Source organism: Vibrio sp. IB15, assembly GCF_016406055.1.
Taxonomy (GTDB): Bacteria; Pseudomonadota; Gammaproteobacteria; order Enterobacterales; family Vibrionaceae; genus Vibrio; species Vibrio chagasii.
The window spans coordinates 1-6,704 of the sequence record NZ_JAEFCE010000104.1 but is presented as its reverse complement, the minus strand read 5'-3'; the positions used below and the strand labels follow the sequence as shown (position 1 = coordinate 6,704).

Genomic DNA, 6,704 nt, shown 5'->3' with positions numbered 1-6,704 from the left:
GGTATGAACTCGCCAAGTCTCTTGATTAACCAGACTTGTGATCAAGAGACAGCCCCGTAGGAAGCCTTTAGCACTCTCTCAATATATTAGAGATTACATGTTACGTAGAGAAGCAATACGCTTATCAAGCGGTGGGTGGCTCATTAGAAGCTCTGTTAGAGAACGTTTACCGTTGATACCAAATGCCATCATAGAACCCTCTAGTTGTGGCTCGTGGCTCACCTTTAGACGCTCTAGTGCAGCAATCATCTTCTCTTTACCTACCAAGTGCGCAGCACCTGCATCGGCATGGAATTCACGATGACGGCTGTACCACATGGTGATGAAGCTCGCTAAGAAACCAAATACCAACTCCAGCACCATAGACACGCCGAAGTAGACCATCATGTTGCTACCACCCTCTTCTTCGTTGTCGTTCGATGCCACAATGTTAGCAATGAAACGAGAAAGGAAGATAACGAACGTGTTCACAACACCTTGCATTAGCGTCATTGTCACCATGTCGCCGTTTGCGATGTGGCTAACTTCGTGAGCCAATACCGCTTCAGCTTCATCACGCGTCATGTTGTGTAGCAGGCCTGTTGATACTGCGACTAATGAATCGTCGCGCTTAGCGCCTGTCGCAAATGCGTTGATATCTGGCGAATCGTAGATCGCCACTGTCGGCATACCAATACCCACTTGTTGAGCTTGACGGCTTACCGTCTCCATCAACCAGTGTTCTGTTTCGTTGCGTGGGCTTTCAATCACCATACCGCCAACAGAACGAAGTGCCATTTTCTTTGACATCATTAGTGAGATGAATGAGCCGCCGAAACCGAATACCGCAGCCATCACCAACAAGCCTGAGAGGCTACCTGGTTGCATACCTGTGACTGCGTATACAATATTAAGAACAACACTTAGTACCAATACAACCGCAAGGTTGGTTGCAAGGAACAACATTACTCGCTTCATTACTTATCTCCGCATGAAAGCTGTTTTTATCAAACTTATTGTTATAGACAAGGCAGACAGCAATTGATTCTAACCTTGACGACTTATACTTACTTATACATATAGTCTTAGATTAAGAAAACAAGGTTAAGCATTAAATTGAAACATTTGATTACGGGAGTAGCGCAATTTGCACTCGTCCATTAGACCTAAGTAGTATGGTCTACCTCTATCGTTCAGTTTAGAGTGTTAATCAATTAATGATTGGCTAGTTCATGTAACAAAAGGAAAGGATCATGGTTGAAGGTACTAACACTCAAATGGCTATCGATTTACTGTGCTGTCACCTGGGGATTACTGAAGAAGAAGCGAAAAAACAGATCGGTATTCTTACGCCAGAGGCTGCGCAGACAAACATCACAGAGACACAACAAGCACTAATGGGGCTGACAAAAGATCACTAATTCCCAAGCTTGACTCTTTAAAGGCTTAAATAGCAAAAGGGCTGCAATCGCAGCCCTTTTCTTATTCAAGGTGTTACTTCAAAGCTACAGTGCAAGCAATGGCTGTACATCGATGTACTTACCAATATTTTTAGACTTAGCTTTTGGTACGTAAGGGATCTCACCCAGTTTTGGAGCGCCTAGCTTGTCTTCAAGCATCGCAATAATGTCTGCGTAATGTTCTGTGCCTGGGTTAATACGGTTAGCTACCCAACCGACGAGGTTTAGGCCATCTGCACGAATCGCTTCTGCAGTTAGTAGAGCATGGCTCAAGCAGCCTAACTTTATACCTACCGTCAGAACCACAGGAAGCTTTTCTTTCTTAACCCAGCTAGACAGGTATTCGTCGTCTGAGACGGGCACACGCCAACCACCAGCACCCTCTACCAAAACGATGTCAGAGTTCTGCTTATGTTCAGCTAGCTTAGCCGATAGCACGTCTTCCTCAATCACTACGCCGTCATGCTTAGCAGCAATGTGAGGTGATGATGGTAGTAGCAATGCGTATGGGTTAACGTCTTCATAGGCGATGTCTTTTGTTGCAGCTTCTTGAAGATGCAGCGCGTCGCTGTTACGTAACCCTTCAGGGTACTTTTCACACCCTGCAGCAACTGGCTTGTAACCAATTGTTGATAAATCTTGTGCGGCCAAAGCTTGAAGAATCGCTTTTGAAACCACAGTTTTTCCCACTTCGGTATCCGTACCTGCAATGAATACTGCATCAATCATAATTGAATAACCCCTAAACAAACTTGATATGTTGCTGGTAAGAAACCTTGATGGTTTTTAAACTCTCGATATTCCCGTTCAACAAGCTGCAACATGCGACGACTTGTTAAACCCTGTGAGCGACCACTTACGTGATTAGCGCCGATACCTTTAAGGTCGCGCATCAGTTCAAATGAAGTGTCGTACCAAACGGTGATGGTGGGCAAGTCTAGTTGATGAACCGTACAGCTAGATTGCGCTAACGCAATTTTTACCTGATTGATTGTAATAAAATGGTTAACGTGTTGATGTGCGTCAATTTTGCTCCATGACTTTTCTAACTCAAACAGTGATCCATCGAGCAAAGTTGAGAAAATAACCCGCCCACCCACTACAGTCACACGCTTCATCTCCTTCAAAGGCGATGATAAATCGTCACACCATTGCAAAGCTAAGCTCGAAAAAACAATGTCAAAACTTCCATTTGCAAACGGCAATTGTTCGGCATCAGCTTGTTGATATAAGGAGACGGCAGAACCACAACGCTGCTTTGCCTTCTCTAGCATTCCAATAGAGAGATCGGCACAAACCACTTCTGCACCACGATTCAACAATTGCTCTGAAAAATAGCCCGTCCCGCAACCAAGATCGAGCACCTTAACACCAGAAAGATCGTTTGGTAGCTTATCCAGCAATCGGTGACCAACATCGCGCTGAAACTCAGCGTGTTTATCATAGGTAGTTGCTGCCTTACCAAACGCTTCGGCAATTGCACTTTTGTCTTGGCCTAGGTATTCATGCACTACTGCTTCTTGTGACATTTACTGAGCCTCTTCCTTTGATACAGGTCTGGATTCGATAGCTTTAAGTAACAAACTGCTTAACTGGCTAACCTGTTTCTGAGTGTGATTGGCAGTTAATGTGATTCTCAAACGAGCTGTTCCTGCCGGTACAGTCGGCGGCCTGATTGCTGTCACCCAAATCTGATTGTTTTTTAACTCATCTGCGACCGATAATGTCGCCTTTGCTTCGCCTATCACCAAGGGCTTGATCGGAGTCTTGGTATCAACAAAGCCCGGTACGCTTTTCATCTGCTCCGCATAAAGAGCACTTAACTCAGTCAGTTTCTCTCTGCGCCACTCTTGGGTTTGAATCATCTGACAAGCATGAGACAAAGCGACAGCCTGTGAGGGCGGCATTGCCGTCGAATACACATGATGACGTGCAAACTGGGTTAAGTAATCACCCACCTCGGCTGAACATAGAATCGCAGCACCGGAGAGACCAAATGCTTTACCGAAAGTCACCACTAAAATATCAGGTGTGATTTGCGCAGCATTGCAGCTTCCTGCCCCTCTGTCGCCTAATACACCGATGCCATGAGCGTCATCAACCGCCAACCAACTGTCGTGTCGATTGGTCAAGCAAGACATGATATCGAGAGGGGCTTGGTCACCATCCATGCTGAAAACGCCTTCCGTCACGACTAACGATTGGGGAGAACGGCTTAGTAACGACTCAAGGTGCTGCACATCGTTGTGCTTAAAGCGTTTCATTGTGGCAGGAGAAAGTACACCCGCTTCCATCAAAGAGGCGTGATTAAGCTTGTCTTGTAGCAAGACGTCATCTTTCTCGAGCAAAGAAAACAACAGGGCTTGATTAGCGCTGAATCCAGAACTAAAAAGAATGGCACGTTCGAAGCCAAGCCACCCACACAGCTGAGCTTCTAGGTTTCGATGAGCTGGGCTAAACCCGGTGACTAATGGCGACGCTGCACTGCCAGCGCCATACTGAGACAACCCGTTTTGCCATGCTTCGACCAACTCAGGATCGTTCGCCAGTCCCAAATAGTCATTACTCGAAAAGTTTATGAAGGATGAACCTTCACTACTAAGCAATGGACCATTACTGTTTTCAAGCACCTTGAGTTGACGAGTTAACCCTTGCTCACGGCGATGAACAAGGGCTTCTTCAATGCGAGATTTAAACCGTGGCATCGTAGAACATGTCATCTTTCGTAGGGCGAGCTGCAACACGCTCCACCACTTGATCTAACAGTTCGTTTTCTTGAATTTCATCAGGCTTTTGAGCCACTTCTTGGCTGTTGATACCCAACTTCTTAAACAGCTGCATATCTGTATCTTCATCCGGGTTTGGCGTAGTCAGTAGCTTACAGCCATAGAAGATAGAGTTTGCACCCGCCATGAAACACATCGCTTGCATTTGTTCGTTCATGTTCTCACGACCTGCAGATAAACGAACCGCAGACTTAGGCATCATGATGCGAGCAATCCCGATCAATTTAATAAAGTCGAAAGACTCAACATCATCGACGTTTTCCATCGGTGTGCCTTTCACTTTAACAAGCATGTTGATAGGTACACTCTCTGGGTGTACCGGAAGGTTAGCCAGTTCAACTAGCAAGCCCGCACGGTCATTGGTGCTTTCGCCCATACCAATAATACCGCCCGAACAGATCTTCATACCTGCATCACGAACGTGAGATAGCGTGTCTAGACGATCTTGATAGGTACGAGTGGTGATAATGCTTCCATAAAACTCTGGAGAGGTATCAAGGTTGTGGTTGTAGTAATCCAATCCTGCATCTGCGAGCTCACCGGCTTGTTTAGGCGTTAGCATGCCAAGTGTCATACAGGTTTCTAGCCCCATATCTTTCACACCTTTAATCATATCGGTAAGGTGTGGCATATCGCGCTCTTTAGGGTTCTTCCATGCTGCCCCCATACAGAAACGTGTTGAGCCCGCATTCTTCGCTTTTTGTGCGGCATCCAGCACACGTTCAACTTCCATCAGGCGCTCTTTATCGACATCAGTTCGATAGTGCGCACTTTGAGGGCAGTATTTACAATCTTCAGGGCAAGCACCTGTTTTGATAGATAACAGCGTACTCACCTGCACGTGGTTGTGCTCTTGGTACTGTCTGTGAACCAGTTGTGCTTCAAACATTAAATCCATAAATGGTTTTTCAAGCAGTGCCTTTACTTCAGCGACTGTCCAGTCATGACGAACTTCCACGTGTCGATCCTTTTTTATTATTTGATGTCGCATCTCCATCAATAGAGATTGCATTTATGCTTGGCTAGTCTACCGACAAGCTTTAGACTGTCAACACATTGATAATAACAAAAGTTTACATCTGGTTATTTTTTAATCACAACAAGAACGGAAATCGTTATGGATCTCGCCTTTGATCGCCAGCATATCTGGCATCCCTACACATCAACGTTAACACCTCTGACCTGCTATCCTGTTACCAATGCAGACGGCGTTTACCTAGAACTAGAAGGCGGAAATCGAATTATTGATGGCATGTCTTCTTGGTGGTCAACGATCCACGGATACAATCACCCTGTCTTAAACGAAGCCGCACACAGCCAAATCGATAAGGTTTCACACGTCATGTTTGGTGGCATCACCCACCAGCCGGCTATCGATTTATGTAAGAAACTTCTAAAACTAGCACCAGACAATCTAGAACACGTATTTTTGGCTGATTCAGGATCAGTCGCGGTAGAAGTGAGCCTGAAAATGGCACTTCAATTTTGGCATGCGAAAGGACAACCTCGCTCTAAATTCTTAACGCTGAGAGATGGTTATCACGGTGACACGTTCGCTGCGATGTCAGTGACAGACCCCGATAACTCAATGCACAGTCTCTATAAGGGCTTTTTACCTGAGCATATTTTCGCTGAATCGCCAAAGACTGGCTTTTGGGATGAATGGAACCCAAGTGACATTGATAGTTTTCGTGAAAAGCTATCCGCACACCATGAAGAAGTCGCCGCCGTTATCTTAGAGCCAATCGTTCAGGGCGCTGGCGGTATGCGTATTTACCACCCTGAATTCTTGAAACAAGTTCGCTTGCTTTGTGATGAGTTTAACGTGTTGTTGATTCTAGATGAAATTGCAACGGGGTTTGGCCGCACAGGTAAACTGTTTGCCTGCGAGCATGCAGATATTCAGCCGGATATTTTGTGTGTCGGCAAAGCTCTGACTGGTGGTTATATGACGCTTTCAGCAACACTAGCAAGCAAAGAAGTCGCGGACACCGTATGTGGAGGTGAGGCAGGTTGCTTCATGCACGGCCCGACTTTTATGGGTAACCCGTTAGCTTGTGCCGTTGGAGCAGCGAGTTTATCCCTCATAGAGCAAGGCCATTGGCAAAATCAAACCCTACAAATTGAACAGCTTTTCTCTGAATTGCTGCCACCTTTGCGAGAGCATGCACTGGTTAAAGACGTTCGCTGGTTGGGCGCTATTGGTGTAGTTGAAACCCATTCACCTGTCGACATGGAAACAATTCAAGCTCACTTTGTTGAACAAGGCGTTTGGATTCGTCCATTTGGAAGGTTAATTTATATGATGCCTCCGTTTATTAGCGAACCACAACATATCGAACAATTAGTCGCTGCTATCGATACTGCATTAAAAAATGCTCATTGCTTTAAATCGTAATTAAATAATGCGTTTATTGTTCTAAACGGCGTTGTTGCCTAAATCAGTTGAACCTTTTTCGAGTCCTGCGATCTGATCCTT

General features: G+C 45.5%; 7 protein-coding genes. 2 read left to right on the top strand and 5 right to left on the bottom strand.

Annotation, left to right across the window (positions count from 1 at the left end; all coding sequences use genetic code 11):
• Nucleotides 1-93: 93 nt before the first annotated feature.
• Nucleotides 94-957 (bottom strand): protease HtpX, encoded by an 864-nt coding sequence (gene htpX, locus JC606_RS22460; protein WP_061031768.1) that lies wholly within the window; start codon nucleotides 955-957, stop codon nucleotides 94-96.
• A 275-nt stretch (nucleotides 958-1,232) separates the two neighbouring features.
• Here htpX and JC606_RS22455 point away from each other — a divergent pair, with 275 nt between their 5' ends.
• Nucleotides 1,233-1,400 carry a hypothetical protein gene (locus JC606_RS22455; protein ID WP_170222481.1) on the top strand — a complete coding sequence of 56 codons (168 nt, stop codon included), beginning with the start codon at nucleotides 1,233-1,235 and terminating at the stop codon, nucleotides 1,398-1,400.
• A gap of 84 nt (nucleotides 1,401-1,484) precedes the next feature.
• Here the strand turns inward: JC606_RS22455 and bioD are convergent, their stop codons facing one another.
• Genes bioD through bioB form a run of 4 tightly spaced genes read right to left on the bottom strand, consistent with a single transcriptional unit; the run spans nucleotide 1,485 to nucleotide 5,183 of the window.
• On the bottom strand, nucleotides 1,485-2,168 hold the full coding sequence (gene bioD, locus JC606_RS22450) for a dethiobiotin synthase (RefSeq protein WP_137409003.1): 684 nt from the start codon (nucleotides 2,166-2,168) through the stop codon (nucleotides 1,485-1,487).
• Nucleotides 2,165-2,968 carry a malonyl-ACP O-methyltransferase BioC gene (gene bioC / locus JC606_RS22445; RefSeq protein WP_137409004.1) on the bottom strand — a complete coding sequence of 268 codons (804 nt, stop codon included), beginning with the start codon at nucleotides 2,966-2,968 and terminating at the stop codon, nucleotides 2,165-2,167. The genes bioD and bioC overlap by 4 nt, the downstream gene beginning before the upstream one ends.
• The gene (bioF, locus tag JC606_RS22440; protein WP_137409005.1) at nucleotides 2,969-4,144 is read right to left on the bottom strand and encodes an 8-amino-7-oxononanoate synthase; all 1,176 of its coding nucleotides are present in this window, start codon (nucleotides 4,142-4,144) and stop codon (nucleotides 2,969-2,971) included. It abuts the gene before it with no gap.
• On the bottom strand, nucleotides 4,131-5,183 hold the full coding sequence (bioB, locus tag JC606_RS22435; protein ID WP_137409006.1) for a biotin synthase BioB: 1,053 nt from the start codon (nucleotides 5,181-5,183) through the stop codon (nucleotides 4,131-4,133). Before bioB ends, bioF begins: the two co-directional genes overlap by 14 nt.
• Nucleotides 5,184-5,342: 159 nt before the next feature.
• Between bioB and bioA the strand changes: the two genes are divergently transcribed.
• On the top strand, nucleotides 5,343-6,623 hold the full coding sequence (bioA, locus tag JC606_RS22430) for an adenosylmethionine--8-amino-7-oxononanoate transaminase (RefSeq protein ID WP_137409007.1): 1,281 nt from the start codon (nucleotides 5,343-5,345) through the stop codon (nucleotides 6,621-6,623).
• The last annotated feature ends 81 nt before the right edge of the window (nucleotides 6,624-6,704 follow it).

What these genes read in the sequence shown, in the direction of transcription:
- htpX (WP_061031768.1), bottom strand. Translation starts at nt 957, where the DNA reads ATGAAGCGAGTAATGTTGTTCCTTGCAACCAACCTTGCGGTTGTATTG.
- JC606_RS22455 (WP_170222481.1), top strand. Translation starts at nt 1,233, where the DNA reads ATGGTTGAAGGTACTAACACTCAAATGGCTATCGATTTACTGTGCTGT.
- bioD (WP_137409003.1), bottom strand. Translation starts at nt 2,168, where the DNA reads ATGATTGATGCAGTATTCATTGCAGGTACGGATACCGAAGTGGGAAAA.
- bioC (WP_137409004.1), bottom strand. Translation starts at nt 2,968, where the DNA reads ATGTCACAAGAAGCAGTAGTGCATGAATACCTAGGCCAAGACAAAAGT.
- bioF (WP_137409005.1), bottom strand. Translation starts at nt 4,144, where the DNA reads ATGCCACGGTTTAAATCTCGCATTGAAGAAGCCCTTGTTCATCGCCGT.
- bioA (WP_137409007.1), top strand. Translation starts at nt 5,343, where the DNA reads ATGGATCTCGCCTTTGATCGCCAGCATATCTGGCATCCCTACACATCA.